15 protein-coding genes are annotated in these 23,434 nt (G+C 38.1%); 11 read left to right on the forward strand and 4 right to left on the reverse strand.

The genetic code is table 11. The annotated features are described in order from the left end of the window. The first annotated feature begins 30 nt into the window (after positions 1-30). On the forward strand, positions 31-1,983 hold the full coding sequence (locus E4S40_RS01340) for a tetratricopeptide repeat-containing sensor histidine kinase (protein WP_161971749.1): 1,953 nt from the start codon (positions 31-33) through the stop codon (positions 1,981-1,983). Here the strand turns inward: E4S40_RS01340 and E4S40_RS01345 are convergent. From E4S40_RS01345 to E4S40_RS01360, 4 genes are all read right to left on the reverse strand, one after another. After that, the gene (locus E4S40_RS01345) at positions 1,954-2,826 is read right to left on the reverse strand and encodes an ABC transporter substrate-binding protein (RefSeq protein WP_135069735.1); all 873 of its coding nucleotides are present in this window, start codon (positions 2,824-2,826) and stop codon (positions 1,954-1,956) included. The two genes, E4S40_RS01340 and E4S40_RS01345, sit on opposite strands and share 30 nt — an antisense overlap. Positions 2,827-2,838: 12 nt before the next feature. Continuing rightward, a complete protein-coding gene (locus tag E4S40_RS01350; protein ID WP_135071481.1) occupies positions 2,839-4,119 on the reverse strand; it encodes an MFS transporter in 1,281 nt (426 codons plus the stop codon). Positions 4,120-4,185: 66 nt separating this feature from the next. After that, complete coding sequence (locus E4S40_RS01355) at positions 4,186-6,624, reverse strand: glycoside hydrolase family 31 protein (protein WP_135069738.1); 2,439 nt, start codon at positions 6,622-6,624, stop codon at positions 4,186-4,188. Between the two features lie 183 nt (positions 6,625-6,807). After that, positions 6,808-7,845 (reverse strand): LacI family DNA-binding transcriptional regulator, encoded by a 1,038-nt coding sequence (locus tag E4S40_RS01360; RefSeq protein ID WP_135069741.1) that lies wholly within the window; start codon positions 7,843-7,845, stop codon positions 6,808-6,810. 345 nt (positions 7,846-8,190) lie between these two features. Between E4S40_RS01360 and E4S40_RS01365 the strand changes: the two genes are divergently transcribed. The 10 genes from E4S40_RS01365 to E4S40_RS01410 all read left to right on the forward strand — a co-directional run bounded on the left by E4S40_RS01365 (position 8,191) and on the right by E4S40_RS01410 (position 23,421). Then, positions 8,191-9,225: a SusE domain-containing protein gene (locus tag E4S40_RS01365; protein ID WP_135069744.1), complete on the forward strand. Its 1,035-nt coding sequence runs from the start codon at positions 8,191-8,193 to the stop codon at positions 9,223-9,225. 79 nt (positions 9,226-9,304) lie between these two features. Beyond that, positions 9,305-12,103, forward strand: a complete 2,799-nt coding sequence (locus E4S40_RS01370) for an alpha-amylase family glycosyl hydrolase (protein ID WP_135069747.1) — start codon at positions 9,305-9,307, stop codon at positions 12,101-12,103. 17 nt (positions 12,104-12,120) lie between these two features. Continuing rightward, positions 12,121-13,182 carry a class II fructose-bisphosphate aldolase gene (fbaA, locus tag E4S40_RS01375; RefSeq protein WP_135069750.1) on the forward strand — a complete coding sequence of 354 codons (1,062 nt, stop codon included), beginning with the start codon at positions 12,121-12,123 and terminating at the stop codon, positions 13,180-13,182. A 70-nt stretch (positions 13,183-13,252) separates the two neighbouring features. After that, positions 13,253-14,812 carry an alpha-amylase family glycosyl hydrolase gene (locus E4S40_RS01380; protein WP_135069753.1) on the forward strand — a complete coding sequence of 520 codons (1,560 nt, stop codon included), beginning with the start codon at positions 13,253-13,255 and terminating at the stop codon, positions 14,810-14,812. 295 nt (positions 14,813-15,107) lie between these two features. Then, positions 15,108-16,274, forward strand: coding sequence for an MraY family glycosyltransferase (locus E4S40_RS01385; protein ID WP_135069756.1), 1,167 nt, complete (start codon positions 15,108-15,110; stop codon positions 16,272-16,274). 99 nt (positions 16,275-16,373) lie between these two features. After that, positions 16,374-17,510 (forward strand): DegT/DnrJ/EryC1/StrS family aminotransferase, encoded by a 1,137-nt coding sequence (locus E4S40_RS01390; RefSeq protein ID WP_135069760.1) that lies wholly within the window; start codon positions 16,374-16,376, stop codon positions 17,508-17,510. A 2-nt stretch (positions 17,511-17,512) separates the two neighbouring features. Next, positions 17,513-18,169, forward strand: coding sequence for a sugar transferase (locus tag E4S40_RS01395; RefSeq protein ID WP_262710580.1), 657 nt, complete (start codon positions 17,513-17,515; stop codon positions 18,167-18,169). Between the two features lie 200 nt (positions 18,170-18,369). Further along, positions 18,370-20,280, forward strand: a complete 1,911-nt coding sequence (locus E4S40_RS01400) for a polysaccharide biosynthesis protein (RefSeq protein ID WP_135069763.1) — start codon at positions 18,370-18,372, stop codon at positions 20,278-20,280. A 107-nt stretch (positions 20,281-20,387) separates the two neighbouring features. Then, positions 20,388-21,968 carry an NAD(P)/FAD-dependent oxidoreductase gene (locus E4S40_RS01405; RefSeq protein ID WP_135069766.1) on the forward strand — a complete coding sequence of 527 codons (1,581 nt, stop codon included), beginning with the start codon at positions 20,388-20,390 and terminating at the stop codon, positions 21,966-21,968. A gap of 58 nt (positions 21,969-22,026) precedes the next feature. Next, positions 22,027-23,421, forward strand: a complete 1,395-nt coding sequence (locus E4S40_RS01410; protein ID WP_135069769.1) for an exonuclease domain-containing protein — start codon at positions 22,027-22,029, stop codon at positions 23,419-23,421. Positions 23,422-23,434: the final 13 nt, after the last annotated feature.

Raw genomic sequence — 23,434 nt, forward strand, 5'->3', positions numbered from 1 at the left:
TTTTGTGCCCGATTTAGCAAATTGAATTTTGTGAGACGTCAAGCTTTTTATCTTATAATTCTTATTTCCTTTTTTACCTGTTTGGCCTCTAGGGCACAGGATTCCCATACCGATTCGCTTTTGATTAAATTGAAAGGGAAAGAGCGAATTGACTATTTAAACCGAACTGCAACTGAAATCAGGGAGTCTGAACAGGACCTTGCGATTCAATATTCCTTCGAAGCAGATTCCTTAGCGAAATTGATAGATGACTATGACGGACGAAGTCGAGCACTCGAAAATATAGGCTGGATTTTTTACCGTCGAGGTCAATGGCTCAAGTCCTTTGATTATTCTACCGAAGCTTATGATTTGGCTTTATTGGCTGAAAACAAGCTGCAAGCAGCACGATTGATGAATAATCTGGGAGCTTTGTATTATGAGCAGAAAAACTTCGACAAAGCGATCGAACAATTTAAAAGAGGCTACAGATTGGCCAAAGAGGCAGGTGATGTTGCTACCCAAATCAGAAGCCTAAATAACGTTGCACTCAATTTCACCCAAAGTGGGAGGCAAGATTCAGCGATGGTTTATGCCAATCTTTCAATTAAAACCAATGAACAAGCTGGATCACCTTATTTGTTGTCTTTTGCTAATCGGGTCATTGGAGATGTGTATTTAGCTGAGGGTAACTATGACAGCGCAGTGATCATTTATGAAAAGGCGCTTGAAATGGCGAGAGCTCAGGATGTAAAATCCTTTGAAGCCGGAGTGATTCATCGATTGGGTAATGCGTACTTGCTTAATAATCAGCTAGTAGAAGCAGAAAAAACGCTTCAATATGCTGTCGATTTTTGTAAGGAATACCAGTTTATGGATGAATTGGCGAAAAGCCACAAATATCTATCACAGGTCTATCAAAAAATAGGTGATTACCTTTCTGCCTATGAGCAGTTGAATGAATTTTCAGTATTAAATGATACACTTCTAAATAAAGCTGGAAGAGATCGACTTGCTTTAATGCAGGGGATGTTTGAAGAGGATTTAGCTCGATCCGAGTTGGAGTTGCTCAAATCTCAAAATGAGGCTCAGTCTTATAGATTACAGACTTCCAGAAGGTATTTGATATTTTTTGGATTTGCCTTTTTAATAATTGCTCTTCTGAGTATCCGGCTGTTTTTCTTACATAGAAATCTCAAGAAGATTAATCATAATCTTACTATTCAGCAGAAAAAAATTGAAGAGCAAAATGTCGCTTTAGAAAAGCAGTCCAAAGAGCTTCTAGAAATCAATGAGGCCAAAAATAAATTGTTTTCAATTTTGTCTCATGATCTTCGAAGTCCGATTGGACAATTGAAATCTACTTTGGATTTAATGCTTCAAAAACAGTTGTCCGAGGAAGAGTTTTATGAGTTGATGGATTTCCTGAAAAAGGATGTAGACTCGATTAATAATACCCTTGTCAATACCTTGAAATGGTCCATGTCTCAAATGGAAGGTTTTGAGATCCAATCCCATGAATTTGATTTAAGCAGTATTACCAAAAATTCCCTCAACTTTTTGCAGTCTTCTATTAAGGCGAAAAATCTGACCATTTTCGATAGGACAACTGACAGAGACAAGGTTTATGGCGATCCAGATTTGCTGGAAGTAGCTGTTCGTAATATCATCAGTAATGCTATCAAATATTCCAATCCGGGAGATTCAATTACTATTTTTTCTGAAAAGGGAGATGAGTGGATTCAATACTGCATTTTGGATCAAGGTATAGGTATGGAAAAAGAGCAGATAAATCAGATTTTGGCTGAAAATCATCTGGTAACCAAATCCCAACCAGGAACTCAAAAAGAAAAAGGATCTGGTTTAGGGTTGAAGTTGGTGAAGGAGTTTGTGAAAATGAATGGGGGAAAAATCGAAATCGAAAGCAAGCCTGGTCATGGAACCAAATTCTGCATTTATTTTCCAATCAACCAATCAGTCCAAAATCTCAAGCCAGTCCACTAAAGCAAAATCTGAAATATCTGGTTTGTGGGAAATAATTCCGAAATGCATCAAATCTCCAAAAATTTTTTCTAGTTCAGACCTGCTTATTTGATTATTCTCACACCAAGTGGTCTGCAAAAGCCATTGTTTGACATCATCGGGAGCTAATTTGTAGGCTTCTGAAATAATCTCGGCCAAATTTGCTTGGGTCCTTAGTTTTTGAATGATAGAATAGATTTGATCTCTTACCCTTCTAGCAATTTCAGGGAATTCATCTAATGCTTTTTCACTTGTAACCATCACAAAACATGGCCAGGGGCTTGGAATTTCATCCAGCCTATTCATGTTTCCATTTTTAACTTCTGGAGAGGTGGTATATTTCTCCCAGAGAAATAATCCGTTGCTCCCTTGTTGAAAAGCATCTCTCGCTCCATCTAAATTCCCTACTACCTCAAAATGAAGATTTTTTGGAGACCAATTCATTTTTTCAGCTAAAACCAAAGCCATCAAATGTGAGCCAGAACCCATTCTACTGACCAAAAACTTCGGATGATTGATTGATTTCAAATCATCAAAAGGAAAATCAGGCCTTGTGTGAATCCCCCAAATAAGAGGAGATTTGACATGGTAGCCGACTAATTTGCATGTATTTCCTTGATCAAACTCCTTGAAAAAACTTTCCGTAAGAAGTATGGCCATTTCAGCTTCCGAACTCTTCAGCATTTGGCTCATTTGACCAGAACCTCTTGATTCTTCAATCCAATCGATATGAATTCCTTCCTTTTCAAAGGGCTGCTCCTTCGCTAAAATCCGAAATGGAAGGTTGAAATGCTCAGGTACTCCAACTATTCGGAAAATCTTCATAGAAAGTCTTGACTAGTCATGAATTGCTTTTTTGTCTGTGATCAGCAAGTTAGACAATCCAGCCAAGATCAACATTGTACCAGCTAAAAGCATGGTGTTGATTACAGCTTCTCCGAATAAAAGTTTGTAAAGGAAATTTACCCCTCCTAAGGAAGCTACAATCTGAGGGATCACAATAAACATGTTGAAAATCCCCATGTAAACGCCCATTTTTTTGGGGTTTACAGAACTTGAGAGCATCGCATAAGGCATGGAAAGAATACTGGCCCATGCGATTCCAACCAAAGAAAAGCTAATATGAAGCATCCAAGGCTCTGAAATGAAATAGATTAAAATAAAGCCAAACCCTCCTAAAATTAAACTTCCCAAGTGTAGAAGTCTGCGATTGATTCGGATACGGCTAGCCACAAATGCCAAGATTAAGGCATAAAACATAGACACTAACCCATAGGTGCCTAAATAATTCCCCACACTATCTGCCGCATTATTATAAGCTTCGGAGGTGGTATCCGTTGCACCAAATACGTGTTCGGTAATGGCTGGAGTTGCAAAACTCCACATCGTAAAAAATGCAAACCAGGAGAAAAATTGGACAACACCCAATTTCTTCATTACGGGAGGCATCCCTGTGATATTTTTGAAAATTTCCTTTACACCATTAAAGAAACCTTTGTTGGCTTCTTTTTCTTTTTGGAAAGCTTCCAAGTCTTCAGGTGGATATTCCTCAGTAGTTAAAATGGTGTAAAGAATGGATGTAAACAACACCACGGCACCTATTCCAAATGCGTATTTTACAGAATCAGGTACAACACCTTCAGGCGCCGTATTCGGTACTCCTAATTGTGTCATGAGCCATGGTAAGTTGGATGCAACCCAAGTACCAATACCAATAATCAAGGTTTGGACTACAAATCCATAAGATCGCTGAGAATCAGGGAGCTTATCTGCTACCAATGCGCGAAACGGTTCCATGCTGATATTGATGGAAGCGTCCAAAATCCACAAGGCACCCGCAGCCATCCACAAGGCAGAAGAGTAGGGTGCTAAGAATAATGCAATGGTACTAAACAAGGCTCCGAAAAAGAAGAAGGGCTTTCTCCTTCCGAATTTGTGATGCCAAGTCCGATCGCTTAAATACCCAACGATAGGCTGTACCAATAAACCTGTAAGGGGAGCTGCAATCCAAAGAAATGGGATGGTATCTTTATCTGCTCCTAGAGTTTGGAAAATTCGGGACATAAACCCTCCCTGAAGGGCAAATCCAAATTGAATTCCAAGAAATCCGAAACTCATATTCCAGATTTGCCAGAAACTCAGGTGTTTTTTTTGATCGGTCATAGTGGGCTTGGGCTAATTGACTTAAAGAAGACCAGAAATCAGAATTTCATTTTTGTCGTGCTTAATCTTGATGCTTTTGAGATTTTTTATCTCATGATATGGATGATCATGCTCGGGCAAGGGATCAAATTCTGTCAGTTTGCCTAGGAAAGCAAAATCCTGCTGATTGACCGCATGATTTTTTCCATTCACCTGTACGGTATCCATTTGGAACCCATGGAAGAAAATCTCAAGCTCCGAAAAATCGCTGTGATAATTGCCGTCACATTGTTTAAAGGTCAAAGCCTTTTGATCTGGATCATAACTGATTTCTCTCTGGAAATAAGAACCTTTGGTATAATCAAATGAATTCCCATCATCCTCGTAGTGGACAAAAGTGCTTCCTTTTTCCCCTCTATAGACATGTACTCGAAGAATTCCATCATGTTTTTCACCAGTATGCGAAACAGGGGACTGCATGGTGAAAGTACTTCCGGACTTGATCAAAACAGGAAGATAGTTTAAAGGGCAATCCATGTATATTTCCTTGGATCCTGAATAGAAATCATCGGAATATAAATAGTACCAACCTCCTTCAGGAAGATAAACCTTGGTAATCTCTTTGGTACTTTCTACCGGGGCTACTAAAAAAGCATCGCAAAAAATAAATTGATTTTGATAAGCAGAGCTATAAACCTTTTTGTCCAAGGGAAAATGAATGGCCAAAGATTGGGACAAAGGCAGGCCATCCTGCGTACTTTTGTAAAATTTGGAATAAAGGGTAGGTAAAATTCCATATCGGAATTTCATGTAGTTTCTGGAGATTTCTTCCACCTCTTCTCCAAAAGCCCAAGGCTCAGCATCATTGCTATTGATCATCGAATGGGCTCTAAATAGGGGAGTGAAGGCACCTATACTCATCCAGCGTGCAAATAGCGACTTACTGGCTTCTCCAGCAAAACCTCCCACATCAAAACCCGAGAAAGCTACACCGCTCATTCCCAAACTATTGACCAAACGTACTCCAGCGAGCATATGCTCTTCGCTGGCAACATTATCCCCGGTCCAAGCGGCTGCATAACGCTGAATTCCTGAGTAACCGGATCGAGTCAGGATAAATGGGCGTTCTTTTTTACGTTGTTTCACAGCTCCTTCCTGTGCACTACGGGCCATTTGCATCCCATACACGTTCCGTGCTTTTCGGTGAGAAGCACCTGTCCCTTCAAAGCTAAACTCGATGAGATTTGGGGTAAATTGGCCCCAAGATGCTGGTTCATTCATATCCGTCCAGTAGCCATCTACACCGGCATCCTCATAAAATTTCATTTTTTCACCCCACCAGTTTCGGGTTTCTTCTTTTGTGAAATCAGGAAATGCGCACCACCCGGGCCAAACTTGGCCTTGATATTCTTGCCCATCTGGATAAGTTACAAACAAGCCTTTTTCTTTTCCTTCGACGTAAGGCGTATAATTATCTTCAGCCTTAATTCCAGGATCCATGATTACAACAACTCGGAAGCCTTTCTTTTTCAATTCCTTGATAAGGCTTTTGGCATCGGGAAATTTTTCGCCATCGAAAGTGAATACTTTGTAGGCTTCCATATGATGGATATCCAAATAAATGACATCAGCAGGCATATCCTTATCTCGGAATGTCTGTGCCAATGTTTTTACTTCGGAATCAGGATAATAACTATACCGGCACTGCTGAAAACCTAAAGCCCACTTGGGAGGCATTTGCATTTTTCCGGTTAAATGTGTGTATTCAGAAATTATTTCGGAGAGGGTAGGGCGGTGAATAAAATAATAATCCATATCCCCATCTTCTGCTCCAAAGTACATGAAGCGGTTTGTGCTTGCCCCGAAATTGAAAACACTTTTATGTGGGTTGTCAAAGAAAATCCCATAGTTACCTCCCTCGTGAACTCCCAAATAAAATGGGATACTCATATAGAGTGGATCATCTTCAATTCCATACCCGAAATAATCAGTGTTCCAATTTGTGAATGCTTTTCCTTTTCGGTCAAGCCCTCCTGTTTTTTCTCCTAAACCCAAATAATGTTCATCTTTCTGAACCTTTTTATAGCAATTCACTTCTGTTCCAATCCAAGCAATTCCCAAGGAATCATCTTCATTTAGGATGTTTCCTTTATGATCTCGAAAGCATAGAGCGGAGTTGGACTTTTGTAGAGAAAGATGAATCATTTCTGATTCTATAATGAGATATTGATCAGTTTCGGAAGCTTTGAAGTCAGTAGCTTTTGGCTCCACTACCACAGCGTAGGGGTTGGAGTCAAAGAGTTCTGATTTGCTTACTTGGATGCGGATGATACTTTCGTTGTAAATAGTGATTTTAAAAAATCCATTCGTGGCCTCGCCAGCTATTCCAAAAGTGTGCTCACTCCAAGATTGGATTTGTCCTAAACCCATATGCCTTGAATTTGAAGAAATCTGGGTTGTAGAAGGATGGGATACTTGCATAATTTTAGGGAATTCATACAAAGGATTGATGCTAAGTTAGAAAGCTTCCTGAAACCTAAAAATCTATTTAAAAGCTCCAAATGGCCTTTTTTTAAACTACTAAAGAATTAAAATAGTGTATTCGATCAAATTTCAACTATTCAATCGATTGCACTTTTTTGTTCAAATTTTTTAAAAATTTTATCAATTCTTTGTCCGAACAGAGGATTTTCTGACTAAAAGCTCGGTTGGAAGGGTAATAGGCTCATGAATTTGATCGGGATCAAGTTTTTTCTCAATAATATCTAAGAGTATCTCCGTCGCTTTTGCTCCCATTTGGAATCCCGGCTGTGCAACAGATGAAAGGCTTGGATCAATCATCGAGCAAAATTGCCAGTTCGAAAAACCAACCACCCCTACATCTTCCGGAACTTTAAGGCCTGCATCTCGGCAAGCCATCATTGCCCCGACTGCGGCCATATCATTATTTCCAAAAAATGCATCCGGTTTTTGAGCTGAATTCCTTAAAATTTCTGCCGTTATTTTCCTGCTTTCATCGTCAGTTCCTTTAGGGCATTCCACAATAAGGCTATCGTCTACTTGCATTCCATGATCATTCATGGCATCCTTATATCCACGAATCCGCTCTTTACTAATGGTTAGGTTTTTTGGACCTGCTAAATGAATAATCCGCCTATATCCTTGCCTAATCAAATGACTAACTGCATCATAGGCTCCACGGTAATCATCTACCATGACATTGATTGCCTTGGGGATGTCCGGAACCCGGTCAAAAAAAACAATTGGATATCCTTGTTCTAGAAGATTCGAAAAGTGATCAAACTCCTTGGTTTCTTTAGAGTAACTGACCAGAAATCCATCTATTTGATTGGAAAGCATGGTTTCAATACTACTTCTCTCCCTGTCAAATTTTTCATTTGTCTGGGTCAAAATGACATTGTACCCTCTTGAATAAGCCACTTCTTCTATTCCTGATATAACAGTCGAAAAGAAAAAATGTACAACTTCAGGAATGATTACTCCGATGGTAAAGGATCTACTTTTCCTCAAAGAGAGGGCAATTGCATTTGGCCGATAATTCAGTTTTGCGGCCAATTCCTTCACTTTTCGCTTAGTCTCATCGCTAATTCCAGGATAATCTTTCAATGCTCTAGAAACCGTTGAAGAGGAGACATTTAGCTCTCTTGCAATATCCTTAATGGTCGCTTGTCCTATTTTCATAAATTATATTATTCCGAGAATGGAAGGTTAGCCAAATTAAAGCCTTTTCGAAGTTCTATGTTGTTGCCCTTTCCCAAACTCGTTGAATTTACTCAAAAGCTCAAAAATTTTTTGAAAAAAAAGTTTAAGAATGCAAACGAAAACGCAAACGATTGCATCAAATTTAGACCGATTTTTTTTGAACGAAGTATTGTTTTGAAGCATGCTGCCCGTTAATATTTAGTAAGGAATTAAAAGAAACCTTCCATGGATAGTGCAAAAAAGTATTTAGCTATTGGATTATTTCTAGATTCTCTCTTCTCAAGTTTGAAAAACCAAATCAATTAACAATTACTCATTAAACTTATGAAAGTACTCAAAAAAATAGCTTGGATTGCAGCTGTAATTCCTGCTTTGTGGGCATGTGATAATTACGAAATGCCTCCGATTATCCCTCAAACTGGCTCAACTCTCGCCAGCCCAAGTTCTGGGTCAAGTTTGGTACTAAGTGCCGATAACACTGAAGAAGTAATTCCATTTACTGTTACTGCGGCAGATTTTGGAATGACTGGTACAGTTACATACAGTCTTGAAATGGATTTAGCTGGATCAAGCTTTGCAAATCCTATTACGCTAGGTTCTACCACTTCCAACATCATCGAGGTAACTGCAGAGGCAATCAATGATGAATTATTGGCAAAAGGTGCCATGTTTGACACTCCTGCAGATGTAGATTTTAGAGTAAAAGCAAGTATTAATCAACCGCTTTCTCCGATTTATGGTGAAACAGTAACCCTTTCTGTTACTCCGTATAATTCTGATGTTGAGTTTCCTGTGATGTATGTACCTGGTGATTACCAAGGCTGGAATCCAGAAAACGAAATGACCGTTTTGAAATCCGTAAACTTTGATAATGTATACGAAGGCTATGTTCATGTTTTGCCTGGAGGAACAGGCGAATTCAAAGTGAATGAAACGAATAGCTGGGATATTAATTACGGTGATAGTGGTGCTGATGGAACGCTAGATAGAGATGGTGACAACATCAAAGTAACCGAATTCGGTACCTTCTTCATGAAAGTAGACTTAGGTGCAAAAACCTACACATTAAGTGATCCACTATATTGGGGTATTATTGGTGACGCAACAGATGGTGGATGGGATTCAGAAACGAAAATGAAATTCGATCGTGATGAAAACGTATTGACCATCACTACAGATTTGAAAGCAGGTGAGATGAAATTCCGTGCAAATCAGGATTGGGGATTCAATTATGGCGGCTCCAATGGTGAATTATCTGAAGGTGGTCCAAATATTCCAGTTGCTGAGGCAGGAAACTATACTGTTACCTTGGATTTTAGAACGCCGGGTGAAGTCAAGTACACCTTGACTAAAAATTAATTTTTCCAAATAATATAACCCAAACCGACTTTAAAGGCCGAAGCTTTTAGAGTCGGTTTGTCTTTATTAATTTACTTCAATGAAAAGAGTAAACTCGCTTCTAGTCGTCTTTTTTTGCCTGTTTATTGGGCCTTTTGCAAAGGCACAGGTAACAACTGAACCTGCCGTACCCAATGCATCACAATCTGTCAAGTTGATTTATGATGCCTCCAAAGGGACTACAGGATTAAAAGACTGCAATTGCGATGTTTACATTCATATTGGTGCCGTTACCGAAGGTCCACAGTCTAATACATGGTCAATAGTTCCTTTTTCATGGGGAACTGCTGATCCAAAGGCAAAAATGACCAAAGTCGATGGGGAGAGTAATCTTTATACCTACGAACTGGTTCCAAATGATTTTTTTGATAATCCAAATGGCTTAACCATTTATAGATTAGGATTGGTCTTTAGAAATGCTGATGGAAGCAAAGAAGGGAAAACCTCTTCCAATGAAGACTTTTTTGTAGACTTAGCTCAGGGATTTACAGTAAATATTACCAATCCTTCAACCAGCCAAGTTTCCCTTGAGGTAGGGGAAAGTTTTGATTTTAAAGCTGAAACTTCTGCTACTGCTGACATTTCCTTTGAATTGGATGGAGTTGAAGTTGAGAAAGCGGAGTCTGTAAATTCATTGACCTATCAACTCACAGCAAATGAAGCTGGAACTTTTACTTTAACAGCTAAAGCCACTGCAGGTGGAGAGACAGATTCAGAATCAATAACGATCAGTGTTTTTGCTCCTTCGGAGAAAGAGGAGTTGCCTTCAGGTGCCAGACTTGGAATAAATTATATCTCAGACACTGAAGTGATTTTGGCGCTTCAGGCTCCCGGTAAGCGGATTGCTCATGTAATTGGGGACTTTAACGATTGGAAAATCCTTCCAGCATACCAAATGAAGCGAACTCCAGATGGAGAAATTTTTTGGCTTAAAATTTCTGGTCTTACACCTAAACAAGAATACATATTCCAGTATTTGATCGACATCAGTATTCGAATAGGTGATCCTTATGCTGATAAGGTATCGGATCCTTTTCATGATCAGGAAATCATTGAACAAGGGAGATATCCTGGATTGAAACCCTATCCTAGCGGAAAGACTGAGTTTCAAGCCACTTATTTGCAAACTGCTCAGGAGCCATATAATTGGAAAAATATCAGCTACACCAAGGTTGATCCGGAAGAATTGGTGATTTATGAACTCTTAGTCCGGGATTTTGATGATCGAAGAACTTACAAAGCTGTTCTTGATCGTTTGGATTATTTGGAAGAATTGGGCGTCAATGCAATTCAATTAATGCCAATTGGTGAGTTCGAAGGCAACTTGTCTTGGGGATATAATCCTTCCTTTTTCTTTGCTCCTGATAAATTCTATGGTACCAAGAATGACTTGAAGCAACTTATTGATGAAGCACATGGGCGAGGAATCATGGTCATTTTGGATATGGTTTTGAATCACGCTTTTGGTCAAAGTCCATTTGTTAGACTATACAATGATGGAGATTACGGTGCTCCAACCGAAGATAATCCATGGTTTAATCGAGTAGCCAAACATCCTTTTAATGTGGGATATGATTTCAATCACGAAAGTGAATACACGGCTTCTTTTGTCGATTCAGTTAATAATTATTGGTTAAGCGAATATAAGTTTGACGGATTTCGGTTTGATCTGAGTAAAGGATTTACTCAAGTTAATTCTGGAAATGATGTAGGGGTTTGGTCACAATATGATCCGAGTAGGATTAAAATTTGGAAAAGGATTTATGATAGAATTAAGTCACATCATCCGGATGCTTATGTAATATTGGAACATTTATCTGCCAATGATGAAGAGAAGGAATTGGCGGATTATGGCTTACTTTTCTGGGGGAATATGAACTTTGATTTCCGAGAAATGGCCAAAGGTGAAAACAAAGATTTCAGTTGGGCCTATTTTGGGAATCGCGGATGGAAAAATCCGAATTTGGTGGCATATCAAGAGTCCCACGATGAAGAGCGGGTAATGTGGGAGACCTTAAATTTTGGAAAAACATCTCCCATAAACTTAAGGCAGCTAGAAAACGCAATCAATCGAAATCAGCTGCTGACAGCTTTTTATTTTGGTATTCCTGGGCCAAAAATGATCTGGCAATTTGGGGAATTTGGATACGATGAGGAATTGAATAATGACCGGTTGGGGATCAAACCGACCCGATGGAATTATTTGAATGATCCACAAAGGGAAAGGCTTTTTAAGCTTTATCAAGAAATGATTCGTCTTAAAAAAGACCATGAAGTATTTAATAATCCAGAAAAAACAACTTTAAATCTAAGCGGTAGTGTGAAGTCGATAATTCTGGAACATCCTGATCTTGATGTGGTAATGCATGGGAATTTTGGGATTGGAAATGTGGGGAATGTTCCGGTAGCTTTTCCAAATCCAGGGACTTGGTATAATTACTTTACTGGAGAAGAACTCCAAGTGAGTGGTTCATCTGTCAATTTTAGTTTCCGACCATCTGAATTTTATTTATTTACCTCTGAGCCATTGCCAAGACCTGAACCAGGAATTCTTCAGGAGGATTATGTGACCTATATTCCAGGTGAGGAATTGCCTATTGGCGATTTTAAAGTTTATCCCAACCCAACCACAGGAAGATTAAATGTGCAATTTCCTGAAGGGATGAGAGCGGCTAATTACCGCATAATTGATATGAGTGGTCGATTGATGCTTTCTGGTCAGCAATCTCAAATTCAGAATAATTTAGAATTTGATTTGGGCAATTTTAAAAATGGGATTTATATCTTTGAAGCGTTTGATAACAGACGAGTGCTTCATCAGCGCTTTATTAAAAAGTAAACAAACCTATCTCAGACATGAAATTTAAACCTGGAGTAAAATACGGACAGGAATTGCGAGACCTGTACGCTTACGCAAAAGAAAATGAATTTGCTTTTCCAGCTGTTAATGTAATTGGAACCAATTCCATTAATGCTGTTTTGGAAACGGCTAAAAAAGTAAACTCCCCCGTAATAATTCAATTCTCCAATGGAGGAGCTCAATTTTTTGCTGGTAAGAGTTTACCGAATGACAAGCAGCAGGCAAGTATTGCCGGAGCAATTTCTGGTGCCCATCATGTGCATCAAATGGCGGAAGCTTATGGGGTTCCTGTAATATTGCATACTGATCATGCAGCGAAAAAACTATTGCCTTGGATTGATGGATTGCTAGAAGCAGGGCAGGCTCATTATGATGCATATGGGAAACCATTATTTAGCTCCCACATGCTTGACCTTTCTGAAGAGCCACTTGAGGAGAATGTTGAAATTTCCTGCTCTTATTTCAAAAAGATGGAACGATTGCAAATGGCAATCGAAATCGAATTGGGAGTTACAGGAGGAGAGGAAGATGGCGTAGATAATACCGACGTAGATTCCTCTAAGCTGTACACTCAACCGGAGGAAGTAGCCTATGCTTATGAGCATTTGAAAAAAACCGGTGATTTATTTACGATTGCCGCTGCCTTTGGAAATGTTCATGGGGTATATAAACCTGGCAATGTGAGCTTGAAGCCTATCATTTTGAAAAATTCTCAGGAATACATCAATCAAAAATATGGTACCACGGGCAAGCCTTTAAACTTTGTATTTCATGGTGGTTCGGGTTCTTCAGTGGAAGAAATTCGTGAAGCTAATTCTTATGGCTCCATTAAAATGAATATCGATACGGATATGCAATGGGCTACTTGGGAAGGAGTTTTGAATTACTACAAAAAGAATGAAGCCTATCTTCAAAGCCAATTGGGTAATCCAGAAGGTCCTGATAGTCCAAATAAAAAATACTATGATCCTCGAGCTTGGCTCCGAAAAGGCGAAGAGAATTTCGTAAAGCGCCTTGAAATGGCTTTCGATATGCTCAACGCAATCAATAGAAACTGATTTTCGAATAAAAGAAAGAAAAGTCACTTGAAATAGTGGCTTTTCTTTTTACTCTTAATACCTAAATTCCATGAGAAATTTTTCTACGCAAATTATCCTGATTTTGACAGTTGTTTTACTAGGATCGTCATGTGCACAAAAAGAAAAACCAGAGGTTAAAAACTATTGGCTAAAGGCTGGTGTGACTTATGAGATTTTTGTTCAATCCTTTTATGATTCAAATGGAGATGGAATTGGTGATTTTAATGGGGTAACTGAAAAGTTGGATTATGTGCAGGAATTGGGTGCAAATGCTATTTGGTTTATGCCCATTATGCCTTCTCCAACTTATCATAAGTATGATGTGACTGATTACAAAGCTGTCCATCCGGATTATGGTACCATGGAGGATTTCAAGCAGCTTTTGGAAGAAGCGCATAAGCGTGATATAAAAATTGTGATTGATATGATCATCAATCACACTTCTACCGAGCATCCATGGTTTCAGGAGTCTAAAAAGGGAAGGGATAATCCTTATCGAGATTATTATGTTTGGGCTCAAAAGGATACTATTGCAGACTTTTTAAATAAAAAGGTCATTACTCTTGATTCAGATAATATTCGTCAATGGCATGATCCAGGATTCGGAGAGGATTATTATTATGGATTTTTCTGGGGCGGTATGCCGGATTTGAATTTTGATAATCCAAAAGTCAGGGAAGAAATTTATGAGATTGGAAGGTTTTGGTTGGAGGAAGTTGGAGTTGATGGTTTTCGATTGGATGCTGCAAAGCATATTTTTCCCGATGATAGACCAACGGATAATCATGAGTTTTGGAAGGAATTTCGTGCTAAAATGGAGGCCATCAAACCAGATGTGTATTTAGTAGGTGAGGTATATGATAAAAAAGAAATAGTAGCTCCATATCTTCCCGGCTTACCTGCCTTGTTCAATTTTGACTTTCATTACACCTTATTAGAATCATTTAAAGAGGAGGATGGAATGCTTCTCGCAAAGAAGCAAAAGGAAATTTTAGACTTTTACCAGGAAATTACACCTGAGTTTATTGATGCCACCATTTCTTCCAATCATGACCAGCCTCGTTTGCTGAATGAATTGGGAAATGATCCTCAAAAGTATAAGCAGGCGATTAGCATATTATTAACCATGCCAGGGGCTCCCTATTTATACTATGGGGAGGAAATTGGAATGAAAGGTCTGAAGCCAGACGAGCATATTCGTGAGCCTTTTCTTTGGGAAGAAAAAGATAAGGATACAGGAAGGGCTTCTTGGATTGAATCGAAGTATAGTGTGGATGGTGAAGTCGAGCCATTGTCACTTCAAAGGAATGATCCAAAGAGCTACTTCAATCATTACAAGACATTGATTGCTTTGCGAAATTCCTATCCAGCTCTCGCTATCGGAGAATTAGTTTTGCCTGAAAATGAATATCCAAAAACGATTATGGCCTATTTTCGAAAGACAGGCGATCAAGAAATCTTTGTGGTTCACAATATTGGAAAAACAGAGGTAAGTTTTGATATTCCAAAGGGCTTTAATGAAGTGATTTTTGGACTTGGTGATGGTGTAAACACCTCAGGAAATCTAACCTTAGGAGCAAACTCGACCAGAGTATATTTGAAAGACTAAGGTTGAAATCAGTAGCACTAAGATCATTGGGAACAGGTGGTTTTAGTCTTGGTATAATTTTTGGAAATTGATTAAACCCGCTGTTAGTTTTATTAGGTTCAAGAAAAAAATAAAATTTCTTATTTAGGGAAAAAGTAAAAATTTTGTAGTTCAAGTCTTGTTATAAACAGAATGTCTTAATAATTCTGTATTTCAATAAAATTGAATCTTTTGCCACTAAAATTAAGAATTTATTAATATTTAGGATTTAAATTTAAAAAAATTGTATTTTTAACCGGTATTGATTGGAGGTGATATGTTATTTTTATTTGTACTATTGACTGCTTTTTCGATAGGCTTCCTTGTTATGCCGGTGGTCATTAAAATCTTGCAAAAAGCTCGAATTGGTGATGCTCCTGGAGGTAGAAAGATTCATAAGAAATTTATCCCTTCTATGGGAGGGATTGGTTTTTTTGTTGCAGCGGCTGTAAGTATTGCAATTTGGGGATGGCAGTTTCCACTACCTGATATAAGATATTTGCTCGGAGCTATATCGCTTATGTTTTTTGTGGGGTTGAGAGATGACTTGGTAGAATTAAAAGCCTCCCATAAGCTTTTAGGTCAATTGGTTGCAGTGGTCCTTGTGGTTGTTATGGGTGATGTTAGAATTAAGGATTTTCATGGCTTTTTAGGAATAGGAGAATTGAATTTGTTTTTTTCCTATACTTTCTCAGCTTTTGTTTTACTGGTTTTGACCAATGCATTTAATCTGATAGACGGGTTGGATGGGCTAGCAGGTACAACAGGTTTGATTGTATCAGGGTTATTAGGGGTTTGGTTTGTCATTCAAGGTTTAGATAGTTTCGCTGTGTTATCCTTTAGTTTTTTTGGAGGTGTTTTGGCATTCCTTCTCTTCAATTGGCATCCTGCAAAAATTTTTATGGGAGATACTGGTTCATTAACGTTAGGTTTCGTTTTGGGGGCCCTGATTATTGCCTTTATGGAATTTAATGCTGGTCTTCCGGACAATGCTTCCTGGCGTTTCGAACCGACATTTTCAACTGGAATCGCATTGATGATTTTTCCTTTGTATGACATGGCGAGAGTTTTTACGAGGAGAATTAGAAGAGGACAAGGTCCAATGACTCCAGATAAAAGCCATGTACATCATTTCTTATTAAGAATGGGGCTACAGCACCATCAGGTTACATTAGTTTTAGCCTTTGTGCAGTTAGTGGTGATAGCTACAACTTTAGTCTTAATCAATTTTTCGGATCATATTGTCCTTCCAATAATTTCTGCTATCGTTTTACTATTAGGTTATCGCTTGGATAGAATTGCGGTTAAATATGTGAAAAAGAAGGTGGCAACCGAACCTAGAATTTTAGATCTATCAAAAAGATCTATCGATAAAGTGGGAAGTCAAAAAGGTGTTAAAATTGATCCTAAGGATTTTCAAAATAACACCATCAATTACAATTAAGTAAAGCCCAAGAGAAATGAATCCTCAGATATTTTTGAAATTTTGGTTGGGTTTTTGTGATAATAAAATTATGTTTCGAAAACGTAGCCTCGATATTTAATGTCCTTTTATTATAAACTTTCCTCTCCGACTTTTTTGGGAAATGAATTGGCCTACTCACGGCAGGCTATTCATTCGGGAATGTTGGCTACAAATGGGGAGTTTATCGATCGTTTTGAAGAAAAATTTAATAAAAGACTAAAAACGCATCAAATTGTTGCTTTAAACTCTGGCACAAGCTCCTTGCATTTAGCTTTAGTGCTCTTGGGTGTTGGAAAAGGAGATGAGGTGATTTGTCAGTCTTTTACTTTTTGTGCTTCCGCTAATCCAGTCATCTACTTAGGAGCAAAACCAATATTTGTTGATAGCGAATCAGATACTTGGAATATTTCCCCTGAATTATTGGAAGATGCAATATTGAACCGCTTAGCTAATGGAAAAAAGCCAAAAGCGATAGTTCTTGTTCATCTTTTTGGCATGCCTGCAAAAATGAACGAGATTTTAAGTATTGCTAAAAAATATCAAATCCCAGTTTTAGAAGATGCAGCTGAGGCAGTTGGTAGCCAATATGGTAATCAGTATTGTGGAACACTCGGAGATATTGGAGTATTCTCTTTCAATGGTAATAAAATTCTGTCCGCGGGTGGAGGAGGAGCTCTAGTTTCTAATAGTACAGCTTTAATTCAAAAAGCAAAATATCTATCCACTCAAGCCAGGGAAGATCTACCTTATTATCAGCATTTAGAGATTGGATATAATTACAAAATGAACAATCTAAGTGCTGCCATTGGATTAGCTCAATTGGAGCAATTGGAGGGATTTGTTGAGAAAAGAAGGCAAATAAATTCAACCTATCGGGAGTTATTGTCCAATATTCCAGGAATTTCATTTCAGAATGAAATCAAAGAGGCAAGGTCAAATTTTTGGCTTACTTCCATATTAATCGATGAAAAGGTCACTGGGTTTAGTAATGACCAACTTCGGATTTCATTGATGAAAAATGGGATAGAATCTAGATTTTTATGGAAACCCTTACACCTTCAGCCTGTTTTTAAGGAAATTCAATTTTTTGGTGGATCCGTTTCCCAAAATTTATTTTATAAAGGAATTTGTTTGCCTAGCTCCACTGATCTTAATTATGATGATCAAGAAAAAATTGTGGAGATCTTATTTAAAGAGTTAGCAAAAACGTTTTAAAAGTGAGCTATCGGCGTATTGGTAAGCGGGTTATTGATGTATTTCTCGCTTCTATTATGTTTTTGATCTTATCTCCTGTTTTTTTCATTTTACTTATTATTCTTGGGGTGGAACATGGTGGCAAACCTTTTTTTAAGCAAAAAAGACCTGGTAAAAATGGAGAGGTATTTCAGATTTTTAAGTTTAAAACCATGTCTGATAGGAGAGATTTAGATGGAAATCTTCTTCCTGACTCTGATCGAATTACTTTTTTGGGAAGACTTGTCAGGAAAAGTTCTTTGGATGAAATCCCCCAATTGATAAATATTATAAGAGGTGAAATGAGTTTGGTAGGGCCTAGGCCTCTGTTGGTTGAATATTTGCCTCTTTATAGCGATCGTCAAGCCAAAAGGCATAATGTCCTTCCAGGAATAACAGGGTGGGCTCAAATCAATGGTAGAAATACTATCTCTTGGGAACAAAAATTTGAGTTGGATGTATGGTATGTTGAAAATTTAAATTTCTGGCTCGATTTCAAGATTCTGATCAAAACATTTTTCAATGTAATTAAAGGAAAAGGAGTTTCTCAACAAGGACACGTGAGCATGGGAAGGTTTAAAGGATCTAATTTTCAAAAAGAAATCAATCATACTCATAAGATAAACTTAATTGAAAAATAATTTTTTCTTATTTGATCAATTATAAATTGTTCTAAATCTATTATAAATTGATTTTTATAAATAAAATGCAAAATAAAATTGGATTCATCTCTTATTTGCCTAAGTTTATTTTGTGGTAATGGGTAAAATGTCTTATTTTGCCATGATTTTATTTTAATCGTAGATTTTATTAAATCAACCCATTTGAAGAAATTTCTACTATGAATTTTTTAGCCAGGTTAAAAATCCTTCCTAGATGGATCATAGCCACTCTAGATTCTTTAATTCTTTTTCACTGTGCCTTATTTGGATATTTGGTAAGGTTCAATTTTGAATTGGCTCTTATTGAACAAAACGATGCCGTAGCAGGGAGTTTTACCTTTATGATAGGAGGACTGCTTGTTATGCAAAATACTCGAAGTTATGAAGGCATTGTTCGTCATACCGGGTTTAAAGATGGTTCCAATATTTTCAAAACGGTATTTATCAATTTTGTATTGTTTCTATTCCTTAATTTTTTCCATGGGAATTTCTTAAATGATCGGTTTTTATTACCAACATCGGTTTTAATTATTGCAAGTCTTTCGTCTTTATTTATGCTGATCTTTTATCGGTTGTTGGTAAAAGAATTATTTGATTACCTGAAGAATGGTTTTATTATCCGAGAACAAAAAAATGGGGTAATCTTCGGTGCTGGCGAATCAGGACTTATTGCTCAAGAGGCCATAAAAAGAGATAGCAATAGCAAATTTAATACGGTTGCTTTCTTGGATGATGATCCAAAAAAAGAAGGAAAGAATATTGCTGGAATTCGAATTTATCATGGGATTGAACCATTGGCCAAATTAAAGGAACAATATGGTATAACCGAACTGATTATAGCTGTCCGTGACCTTGATGTGAAGCGTAAGCGGGAAATAATTGACGAGTGTCTTAAGTTGGGGATTTCCGTTTCAATAGTTCCCCCAGTTGACCAGTGGATCAATGGAGGACTTACTGTTGGTGCCATTCGGGAAATAAAAATTGAGGACCTATTGTCCAGAGAACCAATTATTTTGGATAACCCTAGAATCCATGAGGATTTGATGGGGAAAGTTGTATTAGTTACAGGAGCTGCAGGATCTATTGGAAGTGAGCTTTGCCGTCAAATTTCACATTACCATCCAAAGCTCTTGATCATGTTAGATATAGCTGAGTCAGCCCTCTATGATGTTGAAAATGAGTTTAAGGAAAACTATGCTAATTGCGCTATAAAAATTGTACTGGGGGATGTTCGCAATAAGCGAAAAATGAAAGAGGTCTTTAAATCTTTCAAACCTCAGGTTGTTTTCCATGCAGCAGCTTATAAGCATGTTCCAATGATGGAAAATTATCCGGAGGAAGCAATCCAGTCTAATGTGATTGGCACAAAAATCCTCGCGGACCTATCAGTTCTAGCACAAGTAGATAAGTTTGTTTTTGTTTCCACAGATAAAGCCGTTAACCCAACCAATGTGATGGGAGCTAGTAAGCGAGCTGCTGAAATGTATGTTCAAGCCCTGAACGAATATCTGGAGGTGAATCATAAAAAGTACCATACTAAATTTATTACAACCCGATTTGGAAATGTCCTAGGTTCCAATGGTTCTGTAATTCCATTGTTCAAAAAGCAAATTTTACATGGAGGCCCTATTACAGTAACTCACCCTGAGATTACAAGATTTTTTATGACTATTCCAGAGGCCTGTCAGCTTGTCTTAGAGGCAGCAGTAATGGGACATGGTGGCGAAATTTATGTTTTTGATATGGGTGAGCCTGTCAAGATTCTTGATCTGGCGAAGAAAATGATTCAACTTTCTGGAAAGAAAGAAGAAGAGGATATCAAAATCACCTTTACTGGACTTCGAGAAGGTGAAAAGTTGTACGAGGAACTTTTGAATGATTTTGAAACCGTCAAAATCACCCATCATCCAAAAATCAAAATTGCCCAAGTACTGCCTTCTGCCTATCATAAGATTGATGGACAGGTTGAGCTTTTCCAGAGTATTATCTTGAAAAACTCTGAAAATGAGCTGGTAGGCCATTTAAAGACTATTGTTCCGGAGTTTATTTCTAATTCTTCTCGATTTGAAGTTTTGGATAGAATGAATTGATTTTGTTTACAAATTGAATATAGGAGCCACCAATTTTGGTGGCTTTTTTATTGTCACGATTCAATTCTATCTACCTTTGTTAATAATTTAAGGATAGAACCCTTACTATGAAAAAGACTTTGAATCTCCAGCTTGATCCGGTAGAAGCCTATGATCAAGATGTTTTTAAACAGGTAGTTCTTCAAAAAGCGGGAATTTCATCAGATTCAGCCCATGCCTATGTAAGGCAAAACCGGCGATCCATTGACGCAAGGGGCCGAAGAGTGAAAGTTAATGTAGAAGCTGAAGTTTTTCTAAATGAAGATCCAAGTCCTAGAGTAGAGCATGAATATGATTATAAATCAGTAACTAATTCTGATCCTATCATCATTGTAGGAGCTGGTCCAGCCGGTTTATTTGCTGGTTTGCGGGCTATCGAATTGGGAGTAAAACCAATTATCCTTGAAAGGGGAAAGGATGTTCGAGCTAGAAGAAGGGACTTAGCAGCTATCAATAAAGCCCATTTAGTAAATCCTGATTCTAATTACTGTTTTGGTGAAGGAGGTGCAGGCACCTATTCTGATGGAAAGCTATATACCCGCTCTAAAAAAAGGGGGGATATTCGTCGGATTCTAGAAATCCTGGTAAATCATGGAGCCACGGAAGAAATTTTGGTGGATGCCCACCCCCATATCGGAACCAATAAATTGCCTCAGGTAGTCACACGGCTGAGGGAAACAATTTTAAATGCTGGTGGTGAGATTCATTTCGAAACCCGTGTAGAAGATTTTATCATTCAAAAGGGTGAATTAAAAGGTGTGATTACTCAAAATGGGGAGAAAGTTGAGGGTTTCGGGGTAATTTTAGCTACAGGGCACTCAGCAAGAGATATTTTTAATTTGCTTCATAAAAGGGAAATTTTGATTGAAGCAAAGCCTTTTGCTTTGGGAGTTAGAATTGAACATGCGCAGAATCTCATTGATCGAATTCAATATCATTGTGAAGTAGATAGAGGTCCATATCTTCCTGCTTCTTCTTATTCATTGGTTCAACAAACCTATTTTAAAGGAAAGCAGAGAGGTGTCTTCAGTTTTTGCATGTGCCCTGGTGGTTTTATTGTTCCTGCAGCCACAGCGCCTGGAGAATTAGTAGTCAATGGCATGAGTCCCAGTAGGAGAGATAGTAAATTTGCTAATTCTGGGATGGTGGTTGCAGTTGAATTAGAAGATTTACCGGAATACAGGAAATTTGGTCCTTTGAGTGCCATGCATTTTCAGGCCGATATTGAGAAAAAGGCTTGGGAATTGGGAGGAAAAACTCAAGCTGCTCCTGCTCAGCGAATGATGGATTTTGTCCAGCGAAAAGTCTCTAATCGGCTTTTAGATACCTCATACCAACCCGGTTTGAATTCAGTAGAAATGCGGGAATTTTTACCTGATTTTATTTCCAATCGGATGGTTGATGCCTTTCAGGCCTTTGGAAAAAAAATGAAAGGATATTTAACCAATGATGCACAATTGATTGGAGTTGAAAGTAGAACATCTTCCCCTGTTCGAATTCCTAGAGATCGGGACTCTTTTGAACACCCTCAATTGAAACGTCTTTTTCCTTGTGGTGAAGGAGCTGGTTATGCCGGAGGGATTGTATCTGCGGCTATGGATGGAGAGCGTTGTGCCGAAAAGCTTATCGCGGCTTATGTAAGGCTATAGGGTATGACCTTTTCTGTCAATATTCCGGTCGACAAATATCTAATTGCTAAATTAAGCCGTGGAATTTGCAATAGTAGATATTGAAACTACAGGAGGAGACATTAGGTCTGGAGGCATTACGGAAATTGCCGTCCTTATTCATAATGGAATCGAGATTACTGAAACTTTTCAGACTCTATTAAACCCTAGGCAAACTATTCCAACCTACATCACTGGATTAACGGGTATTGACTCCGAAATGGTCCGAAATGCGCCATTTTTTGAGGAGATCGCTGAGGAAGTTTGGGGTTTGTTGGAAGGAAGGGTTTTCGTGGCCCATCAGGTTAATTTTGATTTCGGATTTTTGAAGACAGCATTTTCCTCTTTAGGTAAGGATTTGGTAAATCCAAAATTGTGTACGGTTCGACTTGCTCGAAAGATATTTCCAGGACTTAATTCGTATAGCTTAGGGAGAATTTGTGAAGCAAAAAAAATTCCAATTGAGGCAAGGCACCGGGCAATGGGAGATGCTAAAGCAACAGCAATACTATTTGATCAAATGCTGAAGCTTCAACCTGATGCGGTGATGGGCATGTTGGGCCCAAAAAACTCTCTTCGATTTCTTCCTCCTAATTTTCCTTCCCATAAATTTTCCGATCTTCCAAAGTCATGTGGGGTTTATTACATGCTCGATTCACATGGGAAAATTATTTACGTGGGAAAGGCAATAAATATTCAAGAACGTTTTAGATCCCATTTTTCAGGGAATTTGCATTTTCCTCAAAAACAAGAATTGAAAGCCGCAGTAGCTGACCTTAAATGGGAATTAACAGGAAGTGAATTTATGGCTTTGTTGCTGGAAACCCTTGAAATTAAACGTCTTTGGCCGAAGTACAATCAAGCTATCAAAAAACCAAAAGCGCTGTGGGGCTTGTATTCCTATTTAGATGGTAATGGTTATACCCGTTTTCAATTGGCACGTTTAAAGAAAAACCTCCAACCAGTTGAGACATTCTTTTCCCAAGAGGAGGGAAGAGGGTTTTTAAAAGAAGCTGCCCAAAGCTTCAATCTTTGTCAAAGACTTTCTGGATTACGTTCAGTCACATGTGGAAGTGTCATGGACGAATCCTGCGAGGGAGCCTGCGAGGGAAATATTTCTCCAAAAAAATATAATGAAAAGATACAACGCTTTTTGAAATCGATTCAGGATAGAAAAGGAGTCGTCAAAATCGAACTAGAGGGTAGAAATGAAAATGAAAAAGCAGTTTGTGTTTTCGAAAAGGGGATTTTAATTCAGTATGGATTTAAAATCCTAAATGAAAAAGAGGATTCGTTTACATTAAAATCAGTATCACCTTACCCTGAAACCGCCTATATTTTTAAGCAATTTTTTCATCAATTTTCGCCTGAGCAAATAGAGATTATTGATCGAATAGAACAAAAGCCAAGAGAAGTATTACCCCTTGGCTTTTGATAGTTTTGATTGC

It is taken from the genome of Algoriphagus kandeliae, from assembly GCF_004571135.1.
GTDB lineage: Bacteria > Bacteroidota > Bacteroidia > Cytophagales > Cyclobacteriaceae > Algoriphagus > Algoriphagus kandeliae.

Bases quoted from the DNA above. Each gene is read 5' to 3' on its own strand.
- E4S40_RS01380 (WP_135069753.1), top strand. From the start codon at position 13,253: ATGAGAAATTTTTCTACGCAAATTATCCTGATTTTGACAGTTGTTTTA.
- E4S40_RS01400 (WP_135069763.1), top strand. From the start codon at position 18,370: ATGAATTTTTTAGCCAGGTTAAAAATCCTTCCTAGATGGATCATAGCC.
- E4S40_RS01365 (WP_135069744.1), top strand. From the start codon at position 8,191: ATGAAAGTACTCAAAAAAATAGCTTGGATTGCAGCTGTAATTCCTGCT.
- E4S40_RS01385 (WP_135069756.1), top strand. From the start codon at position 15,108: ATGTTATTTTTATTTGTACTATTGACTGCTTTTTCGATAGGCTTCCTT.
- E4S40_RS01345 (WP_135069735.1), bottom strand. From the start codon at position 2,826: ATGAAGATTTTCCGAATAGTTGGAGTACCTGAGCATTTCAACCTTCCA.
- E4S40_RS01390 (WP_135069760.1), top strand. From the start codon at position 16,374: ATGTCCTTTTATTATAAACTTTCCTCTCCGACTTTTTTGGGAAATGAA.
- E4S40_RS01405 (WP_135069766.1), top strand. From the start codon at position 20,388: ATGAAAAAGACTTTGAATCTCCAGCTTGATCCGGTAGAAGCCTATGAT.
- E4S40_RS01370 (WP_135069747.1), top strand. From the start codon at position 9,305: ATGAAAAGAGTAAACTCGCTTCTAGTCGTCTTTTTTTGCCTGTTTATT.
- E4S40_RS01360 (WP_135069741.1), bottom strand. From the start codon at position 7,845: ATGAAAATAGGACAAGCGACCATTAAGGATATTGCAAGAGAGCTAAAT.
- E4S40_RS01350 (WP_135071481.1), bottom strand. From the start codon at position 4,119: ATGAGTTTCGGATTTCTTGGAATTCAATTTGGATTTGCCCTTCAGGGA.
- E4S40_RS01355 (WP_135069738.1), bottom strand. From the start codon at position 6,624: ATGCAAGTATCCCATCCTTCTACAACCCAGATTTCTTCAAATTCAAGG.
- fbaA (WP_135069750.1), top strand. From the start codon at position 12,121: ATGAAATTTAAACCTGGAGTAAAATACGGACAGGAATTGCGAGACCTG.